The organism is Nonomuraea ceibae (assembly GCF_019396325.1).
Taxonomy (GTDB): Bacteria; Actinomycetota; Actinomycetes; order Streptosporangiales; family Streptosporangiaceae; genus Nonomuraea; species Nonomuraea ceibae.
Genome location: NZ_JAHKRO010000030.1, coordinates 51714 through 71555, shown reverse-complemented (window position 1 = coordinate 71555; position 19842 = coordinate 51714). Strand labels below are relative to the sequence as shown.

Annotated in this window: 15 protein-coding genes; 8 read left to right on the top strand and 7 right to left on the bottom strand. The window is 71.8% G+C overall.

Annotated features, from left to right (window positions below; all coding sequences use genetic code 11):
• The 6 genes from KME80_RS20560 to KME80_RS20535 form a co-directional block, all read right to left on the bottom strand.
• Positions 1-1632 (bottom strand): acyclic terpene utilization AtuA family protein, encoded by a 1632-nt coding sequence (locus KME80_RS20560; RefSeq protein WP_246645296.1) that lies wholly within the window; start codon positions 1630-1632, stop codon positions 1-3.
• 83 nt (positions 1633-1715) lie between these two features.
• Positions 1716-2480, bottom strand: a complete 765-nt coding sequence (locus KME80_RS20555; RefSeq protein WP_219507457.1) for an enoyl-CoA hydratase-related protein — start codon at positions 2478-2480, stop codon at positions 1716-1718.
• The gene (locus KME80_RS20550; RefSeq protein ID WP_219507456.1) at positions 2477-4351 is read right to left on the bottom strand and encodes an ATP-binding protein; all 1875 of its coding nucleotides are present in this window, start codon (positions 4349-4351) and stop codon (positions 2477-2479) included. The genes KME80_RS20555 and KME80_RS20550 overlap by 4 nt, the downstream gene beginning before the upstream one ends.
• Positions 4348-5880 carry an acyl-CoA carboxylase subunit beta gene (locus KME80_RS20545; protein WP_219507477.1) on the bottom strand — a complete coding sequence of 511 codons (1533 nt, stop codon included), beginning with the start codon at positions 5878-5880 and terminating at the stop codon, positions 4348-4350. The genes KME80_RS20550 and KME80_RS20545 overlap by 4 nt, the downstream gene beginning before the upstream one ends.
• Positions 5881-5964: 84 nt before the next feature.
• A complete protein-coding gene (locus KME80_RS51910; protein ID WP_308125852.1) occupies positions 5965-8172 on the bottom strand; it encodes a serine/threonine protein kinase in 2208 nt (735 codons plus the stop codon).
• A 157-nt stretch (positions 8173-8329) separates the two neighbouring features.
• The gene (locus KME80_RS20535) at positions 8330-9691 is read right to left on the bottom strand and encodes an FAD-binding oxidoreductase (protein WP_308125851.1); all 1362 of its coding nucleotides are present in this window, start codon (positions 9689-9691) and stop codon (positions 8330-8332) included.
• 70 nt (positions 9692-9761) lie between these two features.
• Between KME80_RS20535 and KME80_RS20530 the strand changes: the two genes are divergently transcribed.
• Positions 9762-10319 (top strand): hypothetical protein, encoded by a 558-nt coding sequence (locus tag KME80_RS20530; RefSeq protein ID WP_219507455.1) that lies wholly within the window; start codon positions 9762-9764, stop codon positions 10317-10319.
• Positions 10320-10373: 54 nt separating this feature from the next.
• Here KME80_RS20530 and KME80_RS20525 read toward each other — a convergent pair whose 3' ends face one another.
• A complete protein-coding gene (locus tag KME80_RS20525; protein ID WP_219507454.1) occupies positions 10374-11579 on the bottom strand; it encodes an aspartate aminotransferase type Ic in 1206 nt (401 codons plus the stop codon).
• A 173-nt stretch (positions 11580-11752) separates the two neighbouring features.
• On the opposite strand from KME80_RS20525, the gene ctaD reads away from it, so the two are divergent.
• The 7 genes from ctaD to KME80_RS20490 all read left to right on the top strand — a co-directional run bounded on the left by ctaD (position 11753) and on the right by KME80_RS20490 (position 19811).
• Positions 11753-13447, top strand: a complete 1695-nt coding sequence (ctaD, locus tag KME80_RS20520; RefSeq protein WP_219507453.1) for an aa3-type cytochrome oxidase subunit I — start codon at positions 11753-11755, stop codon at positions 13445-13447.
• Between the two features lie 66 nt (positions 13448-13513).
• Positions 13514-13747: a hypothetical protein gene (locus KME80_RS20515; RefSeq protein WP_219507452.1), complete on the top strand. Its 234-nt coding sequence runs from the start codon at positions 13514-13516 to the stop codon at positions 13745-13747.
• Between the two features lie 4 nt (positions 13748-13751).
• The gene (gene frdA, locus KME80_RS20510) at positions 13752-15479 is read left to right on the top strand and encodes a fumarate reductase (quinol) flavoprotein subunit (protein WP_219507451.1); all 1728 of its coding nucleotides are present in this window, start codon (positions 13752-13754) and stop codon (positions 15477-15479) included.
• Entirely contained in the window at positions 15472-16197 is a 726-nt protein-coding gene (sdhB, locus tag KME80_RS20505; protein ID WP_219507450.1) for a succinate dehydrogenase iron-sulfur subunit, read from the top strand. Before frdA ends, sdhB begins: the two co-directional genes overlap by 8 nt.
• Entirely contained in the window at positions 16194-16580 is a 387-nt protein-coding gene (locus KME80_RS20500) for a succinate dehydrogenase/fumarate reductase transmembrane subunit (RefSeq protein WP_219507449.1), read from the top strand. Before sdhB ends, KME80_RS20500 begins: the two co-directional genes overlap by 4 nt.
• 17 nt (positions 16581-16597) lie before the next feature.
• A complete protein-coding gene (locus KME80_RS20495) occupies positions 16598-16939 on the top strand; it encodes a fumarate reductase subunit D (RefSeq protein ID WP_219507447.1) in 342 nt (113 codons plus the stop codon).
• 124 nt (positions 16940-17063) lie between these two features.
• Complete coding sequence (locus KME80_RS20490) at positions 17064-19811, top strand: immune inhibitor A domain-containing protein (RefSeq protein ID WP_308125850.1); 2748 nt, start codon at positions 17064-17066, stop codon at positions 19809-19811.
• The last annotated feature ends 31 nt before the right edge of the window (positions 19812-19842 follow it).

Here is a 19842-nt window from a genome sequence, read left to right as displayed (position 1 = left end):
TCACTTCAGGAGGGACGCCGGGATCTCCACCTCCTGGGCGCGCAGCTCCTCGCCCAGTGCCTTGGCCTGCGGGTCGGGCCGGGCGCTGGCCGCGACACCCCTGCCCAGCAGGCCGTGCACGACGAAGTTCAGCGCGTTCAGGTTGGGCAGCTCGTAGCGGTCCACCCGGTGGGCGGCCAGCTCCGGCAGCAGCTCCTTCAGCCGCCCGACGGTCAGATGGGCCGCCAGCCAGGCGTACTGCGCGGCCGTGGTGGTCCACACGCCAAGGTTCGCGTTGCCGCCCTTGTCGCCCGACCGCGCCCCGGCCACCCGCCCCAGCGGGACCCGTACCGGCTCCCCACCGGCCACCGGCGCGTCCGGGACGGCAGGGACGGGCCGCTCGGGCGGGTCGGCGAAGGGCAGGTCGGGGAAGGGCGGGGGCGGGCCGTCCGGGGGCAGCAGCTCGCCGTCCACGCGGACCTCCGGCGTGACCGCCGACGCCGAGACCAGCACCGGCCAGTAGACGCCGTACGGCGACGCCGCGCCGGGCGGGGAGAGCGCGTGGAAGCCCGGGTAGCTGGCCAGGCCCGTCTCCACCACGGCGGAGGAGAACGCCCGGCCCGCCCGGCCCGGGTCGGGGTCCATGACCGTGATGCGCAGCAGCCCGTCCGCCCGGGAGACCTCCACCCGCTCGAACGACTCCTTGGGCACCCGCGCCCAGATGGCCTCCTCGGCGACCCGGGCCTTGGCCTCCTGGTCCAGGCCGGTCAGCACGAGCGTCATCGTGTTGCGGTAGCCCGCCGGGTAGGTGACCGCGACCTTGAGCGTGCCGGGCGGCGGATCGCCGCGCACGCCGCTGATGCGCACCCGGTCGGGGCCGTCGCCGGACAGCGTGATCGTGTCGAAGCGGGCCACCACGTCGGGCCCCGGGTAGGCAGGCCCGGCGATCTCGTACAGGAGCTGCGCCGTCACCGTGCCGACCGACACCAGGCCGCCCGTGCCGGGATGCTTGGTGATCACGCTGGAGCCGTCGGCGTGCAGCTCGGCCAGCGGGAAGCCGCAGTGCGCCAGGTCGGGCACGTCGCGGAAGAACGCGTAGTTGCCGCCGGTGGCCTGGCAGCCGCACTCGATGACGTGGCCGGCGACCACCGAGCCCGCCAGCGCGTCCAGGTCGCCGGGCCGCCACCCGTAGCGCCAGATGCCCGGCCCCGTGACCAGGGCGGCGTCGGTGACCCGGCCGGTCACCACCACGTCCGCGCCCGCCGACAGCGCGGCGGCGATGGGCCGGCCGCCCAGGTAGGCGTTGGCGGTCAACGGCGTGGCGGTCAGCCGTTCGCCGGTGTCGGCGTTGACCAGGTCGAGGTCCGTCCCGGTCAGGTCGTCGCCGGTCACGCAGGCGACGCTGGGCGACAGGCCGAGCCGGGCGGCCAGCTCGTGCACGGCCTCCGCGCAGCCCGCCGGGTCGAGGCCGCCGGCGTTGGCGACGATCCTGATGCCCCGGTCCAGGCACGGCCCGAGCACGTCCTCCAGCTGCCGCAGGAACGTGGGCGCGTAGCCGGGGCGGCCCTTGAGCCGGTTGCCCGCCAGGATGAGCATCGTCAGCTCGGCCAGCCAGTCGCCGGTCAGCACGTCGATGGGGCCGCCCTCGACCATCTCGCGGGCGGCCGAGAGCCGGTCGCCGTAGAAGCCGCTGCAGTTGGCCACCCGCAGCGGACCGCTCCCGGCCCCGGCCCCGGTCACGGGACCCAGCGGGGCGGGCGCTTGGCGGCGAAGGCGGCGATGCCCTCGCGGCCCTCGTCGGAGGTGAAGCGCTCGGCCGACAGCTCCGTCATCCGGCTCAGCCCCTCCTCGAACGACAGCGCCGGCACCTCCCTGACCAGGCGCTTGGTGATGGCCAGCGCCTCCGGGCCGCCCTTGAGCAGCATGCCGGCGTAGTGGGCGACGGCCTCGTCCAGGTCCTCCTCCGGGACGGCGCGGGTCAGCAGGCCGATCTCCACCGCCCGGGCCGCAGGGAACACCTCGCCGGTCATCAGGTATTCGGCCGCCGCCCTCGGGTCCAGCCGCCGCAGCACCGGCACCGAGATCATCGCGGGCACCACGCCCAGCCGCACCTCGGTGAACGCGAACGACGCCGTCACCGGCGCGATCGCGAAGTCGCACGAGGCCACCAGCCCGAGCCCGCCCGCGCGAGCGGTGCCGTTGAGCCGGCAGATCACCGGCTTCGGGCTCTCCCAGAGGGTGGCCATCACCTGCGGGAACGCGGAGGTGACCGGCGCGTCCGAGCCCGCGGCCCGCTGCTCCTTCAGGTCGGCGCCGGAGCTGAACACGTGCCCGGTGCCCGTCAGCACGATCACCCGTGCCGACGGCTCGGCCAGCGCCCACTCCAGGCGGTCGGTCAGGTCGGCGAGCAGGCGGGTGGACAGGGCGTTGCGGTTCGGCGGCGAGTCGAGCGTGATCGTCGCGATGCCGCCGGACAGCTCCTTGTGGACCAGGCGCGTCATGATTCCCTTTCTTCGATGATCGCCAGTACGGCTCCCGCCTCGACCTGGCGGCCCTGGCGCGCGTGCACGGCCGAGACGACGCCGCCCGCCGGGGCGGTGATCAGATGCTCCATCTTCATCGCCTCCAGCACCAGCACCGGCTGGCCCTTCTCCACCCGGGCGCCCGCCTCGACCTCGACGCGCAGCACGTTGCCCGGCATCGGGGCCAGCAGCGACCCGGGGGCGACGTGCTCGGCGGGCTCCGGCAGCCTCGGCACCGGCGTCAGCGTGACCGACTCGTCCGGCCCGTCCACGTACACCTTCCCGCCGTCGTAGCGGGCCACCTCGAACGCCTGCCGCACCGTGCCGCGTTCCAGTACCACCCGGTACGCGTCACCGGCGCGGGCGACCTCGGTCACCGTCACGCCCTCGGGCAGCGGGTCGTAGACCGCCTCGGCCTCCTCGAAGCGGGCCGTGCGCGGCTGCGAGCGGACGTTGCGCCACCCGCTGGGAAGGCCGCGCAGGACCGGGGCGCGCTCGCGGTTGGCGGCGGCCAGGGCCAGCACCGCGAGGTCCGACGGGGGCGCGGGGGCGGGCTCCGGATGGAGGTCGAGGAACCCGGTGTGCGTCTCCCCCCGCAAGAAGTCCTGATTTTTCAGGATGTGGAGGAGAAGGTCGCGATTCGTGGTGAGCCCGTGAATTCTGGCCCCGCGCAGAGCCCGGGCCGTCCTGCGCACCGCCTCGTCCCGATCGGCCCCGTACCCGACGATCTTGGCCAGGAGCGCGTCGTAGTGCGGCGGCACCGCCGACCCGCTCTCCACCCCCGCGTCGACCCGCACCCCCTCCGGCACCTCGAACCGGTGCAGAACCCCCGCCTGCGGCAGGAAGTCGCGGTCCTCCGCGTACAGCCGCACCTCCACCGCGTGGCCCGACGGGCGCGGCGGCCCCGGCGGCAGCGCCGCGCCCCGCGCCACCTCGATCTGCCATCGGACCAGGTCGATCCCGTGGACCAGCTCGGTCACCGGATGCTCGACCTGCAGCCGGGTGTTCATCTCCAGGAACGCCACCCGCTCGCCCCTGACCAGGAACTCGACGGTGCCCGCGCCGACGTAGCCGATCGCCCGCGCCGCCCGCACGGCCGCGTCCTCCAGCTCGGCCCGCAGGGCGGCGGTGACGCCGGGCGACGGGCACTCCTCGACGACCTTCTGATGCCGGCGCTGCACGCTGCACTCGCGCTCGCCCAGCGCCCACACGCCGCCGTGGCGGTCGGCCAGCACCTGCACCTCGACGTGCCGGGCGCCCTCCAGCAGCGGCTCGGCGAACACGCCGCCGTCGCCGAAGGCCGCCTCCGCCTCCCGCCGCGCCGACTCCACCGCCCGCGCCAGCTCGCCCGGATCGCGGACGACCCGCATGCCGCGCCCGCCGCCGCCCGCGCTCGCCTTCACCAGCAGCGGGAACTCCCATCCCGGGCCGGGCTCCCCGTCCACCGGCAGCGACGGCAGCACCGGCACGCCCGCCTCCGCCATCAGCCGCTTGGCGGCCGGCTTCGAGCCCATCGCGGCGATCGCCGAGGGCGGCGGCCCCACCCACGCCAGCCCCGCGTCGAGCACCGCCTGCGCGAACGCCGCGTTCTCCGACAGGAACCCGTAACCCGGATGGACCGCGTCGGCCCCCGACGCCCGGCACGCCTCGATCAGCCGGTCGGCCGCCAAGTAGGTCTCGGCGGGCGTGACCCCGCTCAGCCGCACCGCGCGGTCGGCCTCCGCCACGTGCGGGGCGCGGGCGTCGGCGTCGGAGAAGACCGCGACCGTCTCGACGCCGAGCTCGCGGCAGGTGCGGAAGACCCGGCGGGCGATCTCGCCCCGGTTGGCCACCAGCAGACGCGTGATCACGGCCGGAACACCCCGAACCCGGCGGGCTCCGGCACCGGCGCGCTGTTGATCGCCGACAGGCACAGCCCCAGCACCGTCCGCGTGTCACGCGGGTCGATCACGCCGTCGTCGTAGAGCCGCCCCGACAGGAAGAACGGCAGCGACTCCGCCTCGATCCGCTCCTCCACCATCGCCCGCATCGCCGCGTCCGCCTCCTCGTCGTACGCCTGGCCACGCGCCAGCGCCGACGCCCGGCCGACGATCGACAGCACCCCGGCGAGCTGCGCCGGGCCCATCACCGCCGACTTGGCGCTCGGCCAGCTGAACAGGAACCGCGGATCGTAGGCCCGCCCGCACATCCCGTAGTTGCCCGCCCCGTAGGAGGCGCCCATCACCACCGTCAGATGCGGCACCGTCGAGTTGGACACCGCGTTGATCATCATGGCGCCGTGCTTGATGATGCCGCCCTGCTCGTACTCCTTGCCGACCATGTAACCCGTCGTGTTCTGCAGGAAGACCAGCGGCGTGCGCGACTGGTTGGCGAGCTGGATGAACTGCGCCGCCTTCTGCGCCTCCTCGCTGAACAGCACCCCGCGCGCGTTCGCCAGCACGCCCACCGGGTAGCCGTGCAGCCGCGCCCACCCCGTCACCAGCGACGCCCCGTACAGCGGCTTGAACTCCTCGAACGCGCTGCCGTCGGCGATGCGGGCGATCACCTCGCGCGGGTCGAACGGCACCTTCAGGTCCTCCGGCACGATCCCCAGCAGCTCCTCCGCCGGATAGAGCGGATCGCGCACGGCGCCAGGCCGCGCGCCCAGCTTGCGCCAGCCGAGCGAGCGCACGATCCGGCGGCCGATCCGCAGCGCGTCGTGCTCGTCGGCCGCCAGGTAGTCGGCCAGGCCGCTCACCCGGGCGTGCATCTCCGCGCCGCCCAGCGACTCCTCGTCAGACTCCTCGCCGGTCGCCATCCTGACCAGCGGCGGCCCGCCCAGGAACACCTTCGCCCGCTCGCGCACCATCACCACGTGGTCGCTCATCCCCGGCACGTACGCGCCCCCGGCCGTCGAGTTGCCGAACACCAGCGCGATCGTCGGGATCCCCGCCGCCGACAGCCGCGTCAGGTCACGGAAGATCCGGCCGCCCGGGATGAAGATCTCCTTCTGCGTCGGCAGGTCCGCGCCGCCGCTCTCCACCAGATTGACGTACGGCAGGCGGTTGGCCAGCGCGATGTCGGCGGCGCGCAGCGTCTTGCGCAGCGTCCACGGGTTCGAGGCGCCGCCGCGCACCGTCGGGTCGTTCGCGGTGATCACGCACTCGACGCCCTCGACCACCCCGATGCCCGTCACCACGCTCGCGCCCACCGGGAAGTCGCTGCCCCACGCCGCCAGCGGCGACAGCTCCAGGAACGGCGAATCCGGGTCGACCAGCAGCTCGATCCGCTCGCGCGCCAGCAGCTTGCCCCGGTCGCGGTGGCGGCGCACGTAGCGCTCACCGCCGCCCGCGACCGCCTTGGCGTGCTCGGCGTCGAGCTCGGCCAGCTTGCCCAGCATCGCCTCCCGCCGCCGCGCGTAGTCGGGGCCGGACGTGTCGAGCGTGCTGACGATCACGACGCATACCGTAACCCGTCGCCCGGGTCAGCCGCAGTGGCTCCAGCCCGACTTCCAGGTCAGACCGGCCCAGGTGCCGCCCCAGATGACACACTTGCCCTTCCCGGGCAGCCGGACCGGGCCCGCGTAGGCGGTGAACTTGCCCGGGTTGCTGCCGCTCGAGCCACCCTTCACCTGAAGGATCGCGTTCATCTGGACCTTGCCCGGATAGACCAGGCGCGACATCGTCACCACGCAGTTCCGGCCCGCGCCGCTGTTGTAGAGCAGGTAGATCGTCGCCTTGGTGCCCAGGGCGTGCTTGTTGATCACCTTGTAGCCGGAGCCGCACACCCCGGCCGGCGTGTACGGGTTCGGCTTGAGCTGCGTCGGCTTGACCGTCGGTTTGACCGTGGGCTTCACCGTCGGCTTCTTCGTCGGGATGCTCGTCGGCTGCTGCGACACGTCCGCCGTCGGCGAGCCCGTCGGCTCCGACTCGGGCTCGACCCGGTCCGCCGGCTTCTGCGTCGGCTCCTGGGTCCGCGTCCTGGTCTTCGTCGGCTCCGGGCGGCGTGTCGCCGGCTGCCGCGTCGGCTGCGTGATCGGGTCCGGCACCTGGGCCACGCCGTCGTCCTTCGGCCTGGTCTTCGTCTTCGTCGGCTTCGGCTCGTCGATGTCCAGCTCCGGGACCGTCGACGGGGCGATGCTCGGCGGGTTGACCACCTCCGGCGGGATCTGCGCGTCCGTGGTGGGGGAGGTCACCGAGGTGTTGCCGACGGCCACCACGGTCTGCGGCTTGGAGTTCGCCTGGACCACCACGGCCCCGGCCACCACCAGCAGCGCCGCGGCCGCCGCGCCGGACAGCGCGAACGTCAGCGTCCGCCGCTGCCCCGGCTGCCCGCCCTTCGCGGGCTGCCCCTGCGGCCCGCCGGGTCCTTGCGCCATTCCCGGCCCCTGAGGCCCACCGGGCCCTCGCGGCGGCTGCGCGCCGCCTTGGCCGTGCGGCGGCTGCGCGCCGCCCTGGGCGTGCGGGGCGCCGTAACCCTGCGGGGCACCTTGGCCGTGCGGCCCGCCGGGGCCGTGCGGGGGCCGGCCGTGCGCGGTGCCCTGCCCCTGAGGGCCGCCCTGGCCCTGCGGCTGGGCGGCGGCCTGGGGCTGGGCCCCGCCGTGCGTCCCGGCGGGCGCGGGCCCCGGCTGGGGACCGGCGGCAGGCGCGGATCCCGGCTGGCCACCGGCGGTGGGCGCGGGCCCCGCCTGGTGAGCGGCTGCAGAGGAGGGTCCCGGCTGGGATCCGGCCGCGGGGGCGCTCGGCGTGGGGCGGCCGTACGGGCCGGTCTCCGGGACGGGGTTGTCGCCGCCCCGCCAGGCCGCCGCCTGGGGCGTCCAGCCCTGGGGGGCGATCTGGGCGGTGGGCCCCGTGAGCGGCTCGATGGCCGCGTTGGGGGCCGGCTGGCCGGTGAGACGGACGATGAGCTGGTCGGCCGTGGGCCGCTGGGCGGGGTCCTTGGACAGGCAGGCCGCCACCAGCTCGGCGAGCGTGCCGTCCATGCCGCCGAGCTGCGGCTCCTCGTGGAGGATGCGGTTCATGACCACGGGGATCGAGTCGGACCCGAAGGCCGGCTTGCCCGTGGCCGCGTACACCATCGTGACGCCCCAGGCGAACACGTCGGCGGCCTCCGACACCGGGGAGGCGGCGGTGAGCTGCTCGGGCGCGAGGTAGGACGGGGTGCCCATCGCCATGCCGGTGGCCGTGGCGCCGGGGGAGTCGAGGGCGCGGGCGATGCCGAAGTCGATCACCACCGGGCCTTCGGGGCCCATGAGCACGTTGGCCGGCTTGAAGTCGCGGTGCAGGATGCCGGCCCGGTGGATGGCGGCCAGCGCGGTGGCGGTGCTGATGGCGAGCCGTTCGAGGGCGGCGCCGCGGCGCGGGCCCTCGTTGATGACGAGCTCGCGCAGCGACGGCCCGGGCACGTACTCGCTGACGATGTAGGGCCGGCTGCCTTCGAGGTCGGCGTGGAGCACGGGGGCGGTGCAGAAGCGGGCGACCCGCTGGGCGACCGCGACCTCGCGCAGGAAGCGGCTGCGCGCCTCGGGGTCGGCGACGAGCGCGTGGTGCAGGAGCTTGACGGCAGCCTGCTCCCCGGACTCGGCCTTGCCCAGATAGACGACCCCTTGACCACCCTCGCCGAGCCGGGCGACGATCTCGTACTCGCCCAGCCGCCGCGGGTCGTCCGCCATCAGCGGCTGGAACTGATTCACCCCGGACCCCCATAACAGAACGATCTCTGGGGCGAAACGCTACCAGCGTGACACTTGGTACGTACGCCGACCTGCTAGATCATTCACCTTTACCCCCGCAAGTCAGGGTTTCTGCGCAGGTCGTGGCTCAGGTCACGGGTTGGTGAACAATAGCTGATCAGATGGCCTTGCCCGGGTTCAGCAGTCCCAGCGGGTCGAAGACGGCCTTGATCCCGTGCTGCACCTCGTGCGCCACCGGCCCCGACTCCAGGGCCAGCCAGCGCCGTTTGAGCACCCCGACGCCGTGCTCGCCGGTCAGCGTGCCGCCGAGTTCGAGCGCCCGGGTGAAGATCTCGTCCGCCGCCGCCCACACCTCGGCGGGCGGCTCGGTCGTCCCGTGCTCGAAGACGAACGTCGGGTGCAGGTTGCCGTCGCCCGCGTGCGCGACCGTGCAGATGCGCACGCCGTGCCGGACGGCGGCGGCCTCGATGGCGCCGATCATGTCGGGCAGCACCGAGCGGGGCACGCACACGTCCTCGACCAGGCACGCGCCGAGGCGCTCCTTGGCCTGGTAGGCCATCCGGCGCAGCCCGATCAGCTCCTCGGTCTCCTGCGGGCTGGACGACACGGCCACGAACGTGGCGCCGTTGTCGAGGCAGAGGCGTTCCATGCGGGCGGCCACCTCCTGGCTGTCGGCGGCGTCGGACTGCCCGATCAGCATCGCCATCGTGGCGGGCTCCAGGCCGATGTTGCGCCAGTCGTCGATGGCCTGGAGCGTGGCCCGGTCCAGCAGCTCCATCAGCGACGGCTGGCACCCGGCCGCCATGATCGCGGTCACGGCGGCGCCCGCGTCGCGCAGAGAGCCGAACTCGGCGGCGAACGTCGCGGGCGGCGCGACCGGCGCCCGCCGCAGCCGGACGGTGGCCGAGGTGATCACGCCCAGCGTGCCCTCGGAGCCGACGAACAGCCCGGTCAGGTCGTACCCGGTGACGCCCTTCACGGTCCGCCGCCCGGTCTGGAGCACCCGGCCGTCGGCCAGCACGACCTCCAGGCCCAGCGCCGAGTCGCGGGTGACCCCGTACTTGACGCAGCGCAGCCCGCCCGCGTTCGTGGCCAGGTTGCCGCCGATCGTGGAGATCTCGTACGAGGACGGGTCAGGCGCGTACATGAGCCCGTGCTCGCGCGCGGCCCTGTCGAGGTCGGCGGTGATCACGCCGGGCTCGACCACGGCGATCTCGTCCACCGGCGAGAGCTCCCGGATCGCGGTCATCCTGGCCAGCGACAGCACCACCGACCCGTCGGTGGCCGTGGCGGCGCCCGCCAGCCCGCTGCCCGCGCCGCGCGGCACCACGGGCACCCGGTGCTCGGTGGCCCAGCGCATGGTGGTCACCACGTCGTCGCGGGAGGCGGCCAGCACCACTCCCAGAGGCTTGCCCGGGGCCACGAACGTGCGGTCGCGGGCGTAGGAGTCGATCACGTCCGGGTCGGTGACGACACGGCCGCCGGGCAGGGAGTTCACCAGAGCGTCAATGGGTCTCACATGAGAAACCTTACGGTTTGCGTGGACGGTGGCTTACGGCCAGACTGCCCGGGTGGAAGTGAGCTGTCCGGTGTGTACGCAGGTCGACCAGGTCGTCTCGGTGCCCGGAGCGGTCGCGGCGGGGACCACGTACCGGATCGGCAGGGTACGCATGCCCGGTGACCGCCAGGTCGCCGATCTGCCCACCGGGTCCGCGCTGGGCGCGTCCAAGCACCAGATGAGCCGCACGCAGCTCGCCGTGTGGCTGTCGTTCCCCAGCCGCCACTACGCGCCCTGGTCGAGGAACCAGGGCTACCTGCTGCTGCTCGTCGCCGCACTCGCGCACCTGGTGGTGGGGCTGGTGCTGGCCATGGGCAAGCACTCGGGCTGGGCCGAGGTGCTGCTCGCGCCGTTCTGCCTGACAGGCGTGCTGTGGGGGTTCGGGATGCTGTTCGTGCTCGGCGCGCACGCGGCGCGCAAGCGCGACCTGGCCGAGGGGCCGGCCAGGGAGAAGGCGCTCGCCGTCTGGGAGGGGCTCTACTACTGCTCGCGCGACAACGTCGCGTTCGAGCCGGGGGTCGGCGTCTCGTTCCATCCGAGCGAGACGCGCGAGTACATCTTCGGCTTCCGCCGCTCCGGCGCCGCCTGACCGGTCACGTCACCGGCCGGGCGGTCACTCCGGGGCCGGGGTGCTTACGCGCGCTTACGCGTGCTCCTCGGCGACGAGGCGGACGCAGACGGCCAGGCCGGTGATGGCCTGCTCCAGCTCCTCCAGGCCGGGGTAGGTGGGCGCGATGCGGATCGTGCGGTCGTCGGGGTCCTGGCCGTAGGGGTGGGTGGCGCCGGCCGGGGTCAGCGCGATGCCCGCGGCCTTGGCCTTGGCCACCACCTCGGCGGCGTGCGGAACCTCCAGGCTGATGAAGTAGCCGCCCTTCGGGCTGGTCCAGGTGGCCAGGTCGCCGAGCTCCTTGGCGAGGACCCGGTCGACCACCTCGAACTTGGGCCCGATCAGCTCGGCGTGCTTGCGCATGTGCGCGGCCACGCCGTCGGCGTCGCGCAGGAACTCCACGTGGCGCAGCTGGTTGAGCTTGTCGGGGCCGATGGACTGCTTGCGCGTGTTGTCGAGGAACCAGGCGACGTTGGCCGGGGAGGAGCCGAAGAACGCCACACCCGCGCCGGCCAGCGTCACCTTCGAGGTGGAGCCGTAGACGAAGGCGCGGTCGGGGTTGCCGTGCTCGGCGCAGAGCGCGAGCAGGTCGGCGAGCTCGGCCGGGGTGTCGGTCAGGTGGTGGACGGCGTAGGCGTTGTCCCAGAAGATGCGGAAGTCGGGCGCGGCGGCGGGCATGGCGGCCAGGCGGCGCACGGTCTCGTCGCTGTAGACGATGCCGGACGGGTTGCTGTACTTGGGCACGCACCAGATGCCCTTGACGCTCGCGTCCTCGGCGACCAGGCGCTCGACGACGTCCATGTCGGGGCCCTCGGCGTTCATGGGCACCGGGACCATCTTGATCCCGAACTCCTGGCAGATGGTGAAGTGCCGGTCGTAGCCGGGCACCGGGCACAGGAACGTGATCTCCGGCTCCTCCACCCAGCGGCGCCCGGCGCCGGGCACCTTGCTCAGCAGCGCGTGCACGACCGTGTCGTGCATCATCGCCAGGCTGGCGTTGCCGCCCACCACGAGCTGCGCGGGCGGCACCTGGAGCAGCGGCCCGAACAGCTCGCGCAGCTCCGGCAGCCCCTGCAGGTCGCCGTAGTTGCGCGCGTCGAGGCCGCCCGCGGTCACGTGGGTGGTCGGGAGCTTGAGCATGTCGTCGGAGAGGTCGAGCTGGCGCGGTGACGGCTTGCCCCTGGTGAGGTCGAGCTTGAGTCCCTGCTGGACAAGGGCGGCATAGTCACGCGAGGCGTTCACGGGATTCTTCTCCTCCGATCGGGTCGCTACGAAGGATAGAAGACTTCGCCGCCGAGGCAGGCACGGGTCCGGGATGTGGATGTCTTTGCCCGGAACGACTTCACGGACGGCGATCGGTGGCGTGGAATGGGGTGATCGGGGCAGGCCATACCTCTCGACTGGAGGGAGCAGCCGTGACCAGCGTGCGCGAGACGTCGATCGAGCGGGTCAGGCGGCGCCGCACCGGGACCGTGCTCACGTCCTGGCTGACCACGACCGACCACAAGGTCATCGGGTACCTGTATCTGATCACCTCGTTCGCGTTCTTCCTGATCGCGGGCGTCATGGCCATGATCATCCGCGCGGAGCTGGCCCAGCCGGGGATGCAGGTCGTCAACCAGGACATGTACAACCAGCTCTTCACCATGCACGGCACGATCATGCTGCTGCTGTTCGCCACGCCGCTGTTCGCCGGGTTCGCCAACGTGGTCATGCCGCTGCAGATCGGCGCCCCCGACGTGGCCTTCCCCCGGCTGAACGCGGTGGCGTACTGGCTGTTCCTGTTCGGCGGGCTCATGGTGGTGGCCGGGTTCTTCACGCCGGGCGGGGCGGCCGACTTCGGCTGGTTCGCCTACACGCCGCTGTCGTCGTCCGCCTACTCGCCGCAGGTCGGCGGCGATTTGTGGATCATGGGGCTGGCGATGTCGGGCCTCGGCACGATCCTCGGCGCGGTCAACTTCATCACCACGATCATCGGCATGCGGGCGCCGGGCATGACGATGTTCCGGATGCCGCTGTTCACCTGGAACGTGCTGCTGACCAGCATGCTCGTGCTGCTGGCGTTCCCGGTGCTGGCGGCGGCGCTGCTCGCGCTGGAGGCCGACCGCAAGCTCGGCACGCACATCTACGACCCGGCCAACGGCGGGCCGATCCTGTGGCAGCACCTGTTCTGGTTCTTCGGCCATCCCGAGGTCTACATCATCGCGCTGCCGTTCTTCGGGATCATCACCGAGGTCATCCCGGTCTTCAGCCGCAAGCCGATCTTCGGCTACATGGGCCTGGTCGGCGCCACGATCGCGATCGCCGGGCTGTCGATGACCGTGTGGGCGCACCACATGTTCCCCACCGGGCAGGTGCTGCTGCCGTTCTTCTCGTTCATGACGTTCCTCATCGCGGTGCCGACAGGTGTGAAGTTCTTCAACTGGATCGGCACCATGTGGCGGGGGCATCTGACGTTCGAGACGCCGATGCTGTTCGCGATCGGGTTCCTGGTGACCTTCCTGCTCGGCGGGCTGACCGGCGTCATCCTGGCCTCGCCGCCGCTCGACTTCCACATCAGCGACACGTACTTCGTCGTCGCGCACTTCCACTACGTGGTCTTCGGCACCGTCGTGTTCGCCATGTTCGCCGGGTTCTACTTCTGGTGGCCCAAGATGACCGGCCGGATGCTCGGCGACCGGCTCGGCAAGGTGCACTTCTGGACGCTGTTCGTCGGCTTCCACACCACGTTCCTGGTGCAGCACTGGCTCGGGCAGATCGGCATGCCGCGCCGCTACGCCGACTACGGCCCGGCCGACGGGTTCACCGCGCTCAACCAGCTCTCGTCGCTGGGCGCGTTCCTGCTCGGGCTGTCGACGCTGCCGTTCCTCTACAACGTCTGGAAGACCGCCAGGCACGCGCCCAAGGTCACGCTCGACGACCCCTGGGGCTACGGCAACTCCCTCGAATGGGCGACCTCCTGCCCGCCGCCCCGGCACAACTTCACGTTCATGCCGCCGATCCGCTCCGAACGGCCCGCCTTCGACCTCCACTACCCGCACGAGGACGAGACGGACGAGACGGGCGAGCGGGCCGAACCCGGAGAACCCGGCGAGAAAACGCCCGACTGACCTTTCCCGGACCGGGCCGCGGTGCTTGTGTGGAGGTTACGTTTCGCCCATCTAAGGAGATCGGCGATGACAGGCGCCAAGAGCCCCTTCACCCCCGAGACCGCCCCCTGCGGCAAGAAGCACGGCGGTGAGCGTCTCCTCGACGACGACGGCTACGGCCTGGTGATCCGTGACCAGCTCTTCGACTGCGGCTGCCGCCGGATCCGGCACGAGTACCACGACGGCAGCATCCACCTGTCCGCCATCCGCTGCGACGGCAAGCGGGTGAAGGATCCGATCGAACCGGACCGCGGGAGCTGAACCGATGATCGACGTGCTCATCGTGGGAGGCGGCGGCGCCGGACTGCGGGCGGCCGTCGCCGTCGCCGAGAGCGACCTCACCCTCAGCGTGGCGGTCGTGTCGAAGGTCTACCCGATGCGCAGCCACACCGTCTCGGCCGAGGGCGGCGCCGCCGCGGTCGTCGCCGACGGCGACACGCTCGACGAGCACTGCTACGACACGATCTCCGGCGGCGACTGGCTGTGCGACCAGGACGCGGTGGAGGCGTTCGTGGCCGAGGCGCCGCGCGAGCTCGTCCAGGTCGAACACTGGGGCTGCCCGTGGAGCCGCGAGCGCGACGGGCGCGTCGCGGTGCGCCCGTTCGGCGGCATGAAGCGGATGCGCACCTGGTACGCGGCCGACAAGACCGGCTTCCACCTGCTGCACACGCTGTTCCAGACCACGCTCAAACACCCCGGCATCGCGCGGTACGACGAGTGGTACGTCACCCGGCTCGTCGTCGACGACGGCCGCGTCCACGGCGTCGTGGCCGTCGAGCTGCGCACCGGCCGCGTCGAGGCGATCCCCGCCAGGACCGTCGTCCTGGCCACCGGCGGCTGCGGCCGGGCCTTCCCCTTCACCACCAACGCCGCCATCAAGTCCGGAGACGGCATGGCCCTGGCCTACCGCGCGGGCGCCCCGCTGAAGGACATGGAGTTCGTCCAGTACCACCCCACCGGCCTGCCGTTCACCGGCATCCTCATCACCGAGGCGGCCAGGGCCGAGGGCGGCTGGCTGATCAACAAGGACGGCTACCGCTACCTCCAGGACTACGACCTCGGCACCCCCACCCCGGCGCCCCGGCTGCGCAGCATGGAGCTCGGCCCGCGCGACCGCCTCTCGCAGGCGTTCGTGCACGAGCAGCGCAAGGGCCGCACCGTCGACACGCCGTACGGTCCCGTCGTCCACCTCGACCTGCGCCACCTGGGCGAGGACAGGATCGACGCGCGCATCCCGTTCGTGCGCGAGCTGTGCCGCAGCTACCAGAACCTCGACCCGGTCACCGACCTCGTCCCGGTCCGCCCCGTCGTGCACTACATGATGGGCGGCGTCCACACCGACCTCGACGGCGCCACCCCGATCGCCGGCCTGTTCGCGGCGGGCGAGACGGCCTGCGTGAGCATCAACGGCGCCAACCGGCTCGGCTCCAACTCGCTGCCGGAGATCCTCGTCTTCGGCAGGCGCGCCGGGCTGGCCGCCGCCCGCTTCGCCCGCGGCCACCGCGACGGCGAGGCGGCCGCCGTCCGCAGCCAGGGCGCCGACGAGCGGCGGCGGCTGGAGCGGGCGCGCGAGGGCGGCGGCGAGCGGATCGCCGTGCTGCGCGAGGAGATGCAGCGCACGCTCGAAGGCGCCGCCGGCATCTACCGCACCGGCGACGTCCTCGCCAAGGCCGCCGACACCCTCGCCGAGCTGGGCGAACGGGCCGCCGGGGCGCTCGTGGACGACTCCAGCGCCGCCTTCAACACCGAGCTGGTCGCCCTGCTGGAGCTGCACGCCATGCTCGACGTCGCGCGCACGATCGTGGCCTGCGCGGCCGAGCGGCGCGAGTCGCGCGGCGCCCACCAGCGCACCGACTTCCCGGCCAGGGACGACGCCGCCTACCTGGCGCACTCGCTGGTCCACCGGGCCCCCGACGGCAGCCCGTCGGTCGGCCTGCTGCCCGTGACGATCACCCGCTGGCCTCCCGGGGAAAGGGTGTACGGCCGTGACTGACTCCATCCGGCTGGAAGTGTCCCGCTACCGGCCCGGCCAGGACGACGAGCCGGTGTTTCAGGCGTACGACGTGCCGCTGCGCCCCGACTGGGCCGTGCTCGACGGGCTCACCCACGTCAAGGACCGGCTCGACGGCAGCCTGTCGTTCCGCTGGTCGTGCCGGATGGGCATCTGCGGCTCGTGCGGCATGACCGTCAACGGCGAGCCCCGCCTGACCTGCGGCACCTTCCTCACCGAGTACGGCGCCGGCCCGGTCAGGGTCGAGCCGCTCAAGGGCTTCCCCGTCATCAGGGACCTGGTCGTGGACATCGACGACTTCCTGGCCAAGCTGTCGTCGGTGCGGCCGTGGCTGATCCGGGAGGGGGAGGAGCTGCCGCTCACCGCCGAGTACGCCCAGACGCCGGACCAGTTGGAGGCGTACAAGCAGTACAGCATGTGCATCAACTGCATGCTCTGCTACTCGGCCTGCCCGGTGTACGTGCTCGACCCGGACTTCCTCGGCCCGGCGGCGATCGCGCTGGCCCAGCGCTACAACCTGGACTCGCGCGACATGGGCGACCGCTTCGACGTGCTCAACCTGGACGACGCCGTCTGGGGGTGCACGTTCGTCGGCGAGTGCACCCGGGCCTGCCCCAAGCACGTCGACCCGGCCGAGGCGATCCAGCGCTACAAGCTGACCGCCGCGCTGCGCTCGGTGCTGCCGTGGAGCCGGCGATGACCGCGCCCGCCCGCCGCCCGCCCAGGGACCCGCTCTGGTTCGCCCGCAGCAGGCGCTACACGCTGTTCGTGCTGCGCGAGCTGACCAGCGTCTTCGTCGCCTGGACCGTCGCGTACCTGGTCCTGCTGGCCGACTCGGTGGTCGCCGGGACGTACGCGCAGTTCACGGCGCTGGCGGCGCGCCCGTGGATGATCGCGCTCAACACGGTGGCGCTGGCGGCGACCGCCTACCACGCGATCACGTTCCTCAACCTCGCCCCGAAGGCCACCGTGGTGCGGCTGGACGGCTGGCGGGTGCCCGCCTGGATGATCCAGGGCGGCAACCATTCCGGCTGGCTGCTCGTCTCGGCGGTGATCGCGTACGTCGTCCTGCGGACGCCATGAGAAGCCGGGGAGACGCCGTGAGAAGGACGCCTGAGCCGTATCTGTGGCTGCTGTTCAGCGGCGGGGGGATCGTCGCGGCGCTGGTGCTGCCGGTGCTGGCGCTGCTGTTCGGGGTGCTCATGCCGCTCGGCGTGATCGGCTGGCCCGACGCGGCGCACCTGGCCGCGCTGCTGGAGCCGCTGTGGGTGCGGGCGGGGCTGGTGGTGGCGGTGGTGCTGTGCCTGTTCCACGCGGCGCACCGGATCAGGTTCACCAGTGAGGAACTGCTGGGGATCGGACGGTACGACGGGTTCATCGCGGTCGTCTGTTACGGGGGAGCAGTTACGGGCGGGATCATTGCCGCGATGCGGTTGTTGTGAAATGTCGTAGTTTGATCACATTTCCACAACCTACTTTACGCAATCTTTAGAAACGGTCTACCGTGCCGGTTTGCAAGACCCTATGGCCATTGCGCCCGGCGATCCCGGGCAGAAGGGGTTACTGGTGCCCAGCAAGAAGCGCCTATTAGCCACAATCCCGGCGGTAGCCCTCCTCGGCGCCGCCCTGACCGTACCCAGCGCTCAGGCCGACTCGGTCGCGTCATACCAGCCCAGCGCGTCTGACTACTACATTAACTACGCGCCACCCAGGGACGACGACCCGCCGGCCGAGCCGGGAGTCCCGGGCAAGAACAAGCGGTCGATCTCCGCCGCGAAGAAGATCGACCAGAAGTTCAGCAGCGGAAACCCGGCCGCTGCCCGGGTGCTCGCGGCCCGCGAGGCCGAGGCCATCCGCACCGGCCGAAACCCCGCTGAATGGATCTTCAAAAAGTCCAAGCAGACGAAGACCGCCAAGCTTCTCACGCTGCTGGTCGAGTTCAACGAGAACGCCAACGACGACTTCTCCGGCTTCAACCGCCTGCGGACCGTCGACAGCGCCCCCGACGACTGCGTCGTCGAGCCGGCCGGCACGCTCAAGAACGGCCCGCTGCACAACAACATCCCGGACCCGGCCACGCTGCCGCACAAGGACAACAACTCCTTCTGGGTCAAGGACTTCAGCCCCGAGCACTTCAACAAGATGCTCTACACGGACAAGGGCATCACCGAGCGCGTCCGCCCCGACCTGAAGGACCCGCGCGACGGCAAGCCCGGCATCGACATCTCCGGCCACACGCTGAAGAAGATGTACGAGGAGATGTCCAAGGGCGCCTACTCCGTCACCGGCTCCGCGGTCGGCTGGATCAAGGCTCCGCACTCCGAGGCGTGGTACGGCGCGGCCGCCTGCGGCGGGGTCCCGCAGGACATGTCGGGCCACCCGGACAACCCGCTCGGCGCCGGCCAGCTCGCCATCGACGCCGTCAACGTCCTGTCGCAGACCCAGCCCGACTTCCCGTGGGCCGACTACGACATCGAGGACGTCTCCGACGCCGACGGCGACGGCAACTTCGCCGAGCCCGACGGCGTGATCGACCACCTCGTGCTCGTCCACGCCGGCAAGGACAAGTCCTCCGACGGCGGCGCCGAGGGCACGTACGCCATCTGGGCGCACTCCAGCGCGGTCGCCGGCGGCTACCAGGTGCCCGGCACCGACAAGAAGATCTCCAACTACATCGTGCAGCCCGAGGACTCCGGCGTCGGCGTCTTCGCCCACGAGTACGGCCACGACCTCGGCCTGCCCGACCTGTACGACACCTCCGGCCAGGCCAGCTCCGCGGTGGACTTCTGGGACCTGATGTCCAGCGGCTCCCACTCCGGCCCCATCTTCCAGTCGATGCCCACCCACATGGGCCTCTGGGACAAGTGGGTGCTCGGCTGGGCGAACCCGAAGGTGTTCAACCCGGGTGACAGCAAGAAGCTCGTCACGGTCGGCCAGACCTCGCGCACGCCCCGCTTCACCGAGGACGGCGTCCGCGTCAACCTCGCCTCCGAGCCGCTGAAGATGATCGACCCGCACAGCGGCGCCAACGCCTGGTGGTCCGGCATGGACCAGGAGTGGGCCAACGTCTCGCTGGCCCGCGACATCCAGGTGCCCGCCGGGACCGACGTCCGCTTCTGGATGTGGAACAACTACGAGATCGAGGCTGACTGGGACTTCGGCTTCGTCGAGGTGTCCACCGACGGCGGCAACACCTGGACCCAGCAGAAGGTCTACGACGAGGCCGGCACCGAGATCACCACGCCCGACGGCTACCCGGACCCGAACAAGAACCTCGCCACGTTCGGCAACAAGAAGTACGGCATCACCGGCAACACCGACGGCTGGCGGCACGACTACGTCAACCTGACCCCGTTCGCCGGCCAGACGATCAAGCTGCGGCTGGCGTACAACACCGACGCCGCCTTCACGCCGCGCGGCTGGCACGCCGACGACTTCTCGATCACCAACGGCGGCGCCTCCGTGTGGAGCGACGACGTGGAGAACGGCGAGAACGGCTGGCGCGCCTTCGGCGGCACGTTCACCAACACCAGCGGCCAGGGCTGGACGATCAACAACGGCGAGCGCCAGATCGACCGGTTCTACCTCGCCGAGTGGCGCAACTTCGACGGCTTCGACAAGGGCCTGCAGTACGCCTACGACACCACGTACTCGCGTGACGGAGCGTGGAAGGTGGAGAAGGTCAAGTACAACGCGCCGGGCCTGCTGGTCTGGTACCGCGACTCGACCTACACCAACAACGTGCTGGCCAACAACCTCGAAGCGGCGCCGAGCATCGGCTCCAAGGGCAGCCTGCTGCTCGTGGACTCGCACTACGACCCGCTCCGCCGCACCGGCGAGGCGGCCGCGAAGGACCCGTCACGGCACAAGAACATGGAGGGCCGCTCGCAGACCTCCAACGCCGCGTTCTCCTTCACGAAGACCTACCCGTTCAAGGAGTGCCTCGAGGCCGCGGACGAGCCGTTCAGCGAGTACTGCACGAACGTCCCCGCGCTGAAGGGCGTGCCGAGCTTCACCGACGCCAAGACCTGGTACCCGGGCCTTGAGCTGCAGGACGGCTCGCTGTACTACCGGGACTTCGACGCCTCCGTCGTCGTCCCGAGCAAGGGCGACCAGCCGTACAGCACCCGCGTGGTCAACGTCGACGGAACCCCGGCGACCGAGCTCTACGGCACCGACCTCGGCAACGGCCACGTCCTCGGCACCGGCAACCCCGGCGACGAGGGCAAGGCGCTGGGCGTCCAGTTCAAGCTGGTCACCCCGCTGCCGGGCAACCTGGGCGCGCTCGTCCAGGTGACCCCGCCGAAGAAGTGATCCAAGGGGCCGCCGGGCGGTGTCCCGGCGG

What these genes read in the sequence shown, in the direction of transcription:
- KME80_RS20500 (WP_219507449.1), top strand. Translation starts at nt 16,194, where the DNA reads ATGACCGCGCCCGCCCGCCGCCCGCCCAGGGACCCGCTCTGGTTCGCC.
- KME80_RS20545 (WP_219507477.1), bottom strand. Translation starts at nt 5,880, where the DNA reads ATGCTGGGCAAGCTGGCCGAGCTCGACGCCGAGCACGCCAAGGCGGTC.
- KME80_RS20560 (WP_246645296.1), bottom strand. Translation starts at nt 1,632, where the DNA reads ATGGTCGAGGGCGGCCCCATCGACGTGCTGACCGGCGACTGGCTGGCC.
- KME80_RS20515 (WP_219507452.1), top strand. Translation starts at nt 13,514, where the DNA reads ATGACAGGCGCCAAGAGCCCCTTCACCCCCGAGACCGCCCCCTGCGGC.
- frdA (WP_219507451.1), top strand. Translation starts at nt 13,752, where the DNA reads ATGATCGACGTGCTCATCGTGGGAGGCGGCGGCGCCGGACTGCGGGCG.
- KME80_RS20555 (WP_219507457.1), bottom strand. Translation starts at nt 2,480, where the DNA reads ATGACGCGCCTGGTCCACAAGGAGCTGTCCGGCGGCATCGCGACGATC.